Raw genomic sequence first — 2,195 nt, 5'->3', positions numbered from 1 at the left:
CGCACGGGCAGAACGGCTTCCCCGGCGGATTCCCGGGCGGGTTCGGCGGCGGTTCCGGCGACGGATCCGGCAACGGCTCCGACGGATCCGGCAGGGGCGACGGCACCGGCGGCCGCCACGAGCGCGGTTCGGGCGCCGCCCCCGGCACCAACGGCGGCTTCCCCGGCGCCCAGGACCCCGAGGGCAGGGGCCCGGGCGCCCAGGACCCCGAGGGCCCCGGCGGCATGGGCGGCGGCATGGGCGGCCTGCTCGAAGGCGCCAAGGTGAGCGACGAGGCCGCGTCCCTGCTCGAGGAGAACGCCGACCAGTACACCTGGGCGGCTGCCACCACCGGCTCGCAGAACGCCGCGAGCTACCAACTCGCCACCGGGAAGCCGGTGATGGCCCTCGGCGGCTTCAACGGCACCGACCCGTCGCTCAGCCTGGCCGGCTTCCAGAAGTACGTCGAGGACGGCAAGGTGCACTGGTTCATCGCCGGCGGCTCCCACCGGGGCTTCGGCGGTGCGAGCGGCGAGGGCGGCGAGGGCGGGCAGGAGAACGATTCCGCCCGGATCGAGGCCTGGGTGACCGGCCACTTCACCGCCAAGACGGTCGGCGGCACCACGTTCTACGACCTGACGGCCCCGAAGTCCTGAGCCGACGACCAGGCTTCCGACTACCGAGGGGGCGTGCCGCGTTCGCGCGGCACGCCCCCTCGATGTCGTCCTCAGTCGGACGGGCAGCGCGTCCCGGCCGCCGGCATCCGGCCGTCCACCAGGAACGCCGCGACGGCGTCGCGCACGCACTCGCTCTTGTCGTACGCGGTGTGCCCGTCGCCCTCGCGGGTGAGCAGCACACCGTGCTCCAGCCCGGCCGCCATCCGCTGCGCCCACGGGTAGGGGGTGACCGGGTCCCCGGTGGAGCCGACCACCAGGATCGGCGCACTGCCGGGCGCCTTCACCGTGTGCGGCCGCTCGGGCGAACGGTACGGCCAGGGGCGGCAGTCCGGGGTGAACAGGGTGCCCCGGGGGTCGTGCCGGGTGGTCAGCGGGGCGTGGGCGGAGAGGTCGGCGAGGGCCGCGCGCAGGTCCGCGTCGGTGGGTGCCATCGGGGCGTCCGCGCAGTGGATGGCCGCGAAGGCGTCCCAGCGGCTGTCGTAGTGGCCCTCCTCGTCGCGGTCGACGGCGCCGTCGGCGAGCCTGAGCAGTTCGTCGGCCTCACCGCGCCCGATGGCCAGGTCGAGGGCGCCGCGCAGCCGCGGCCAGGAGCGGTGGCCGTCGGCGAGCACGTCGAGGACGCCGGCCCAGGCGAGCGCGGCGGTGACCTCGCGGCCGTCGCCGGCGCGCAGCGGGCGGTCCTTGAGGCCGTCGAGGAAGTCGGCGAGCCGCTTGGGGGCGGCGGCCGGGTCGGTGCCGAGGGGGCAGGAGTCGCCGTCGGCGGCACAGGCGGTGGCGTAGGCGCGGAACGCGGCCTCGGTGGCGGCGGCCTGTTCGGCGTTGAGGCGCACCAGGTCGGTGCTGCGCTCGACGGCGCCGTCGAGGACGAGGCGGCCGGTGCGGTCGGGGAACTCCTCGGCGTAGAGGGCGCCGAGGTAGGTGCCGTAGGAGAGGCCGAGGAAGTCGAGCCGGCGCTCGCCGAGGGCGCCGCGCAGCACGTCGAGGTCACGGGCGCTGTCGCGGGTGCCCAGGTGCGGGAGGAGGTCGGCGTTCCGGGTGCGGCAGCCGTCGGCGAGGACCCGGCCGTGGTCGTAGGACAGGTCGTCGGTGCCGTTCCAGTCGTCGCGGGTGCGGTCGTCCAGGCAGTCGACGGGGATGGTGGCGCCGGCGCCGCGCGGGTCGAAGCCGACCAGGTCGAAGTGGTCGTGCAGCGCTCCCTGGTAGCTCCGCCAGCCCCAACGGACCATGCCGACGCCGGAGTTGCCGGGGCCGCCGGGGTTGAGCACGAGGGAGCCGGTCCGGGCGCCGGGGTCGGCGGCGGGCAGGCGGGCGAGGGCCACCTCGATGGTCCGGCCGCCGGGGTCGGCGTAGTCCAGCGGGACCTTGAGGGTGGCGCACTGGACGGTCGGCCCGTCGCTCTCGGCTCCGGACTGGTCGGGGCAGGGGGTCCAGTCGATCCGCTGGTCGTAGAAGGCGCGCAGGGCCGGGGAGGCGGTGTCGGCGACCCGGTCCGCGAGCGGCGGGCGGGTCGCCGGGGTGCCCGGGCCGCCGGGGCGGCTC

Annotated in this window: 1 protein-coding gene and 1 pseudogene; one reads left to right on the top strand and one right to left on the bottom strand. The window is 76.4% G+C overall.

The genetic code is table 11. The features are described 5' to 3' along the window. A pseudogene (locus J0670_RS36330) lies at positions 1–635 on the top strand (glycosyl transferase); the annotation flags it as partial. Between the two features lie 71 nt (positions 636–706). Here J0670_RS36330 and J0670_RS36325 read toward each other — a convergent pair. Further along, on the bottom strand, positions 707–2,195 hold a 1,489-nt coding region (locus J0670_RS36325), incomplete at its 5' end, for an alpha/beta hydrolase (protein WP_207817004.1).

Origin of the sequence: Streptomyces sp. FH025 (assembly GCF_017427025.1) — a bacterium.
Lineage (GTDB): Bacteria > Actinomycetota > Actinomycetes > Streptomycetales > Streptomycetaceae > Kitasatospora.
This window is presented reverse-complemented; position numbering and strand designations above follow the sequence as displayed.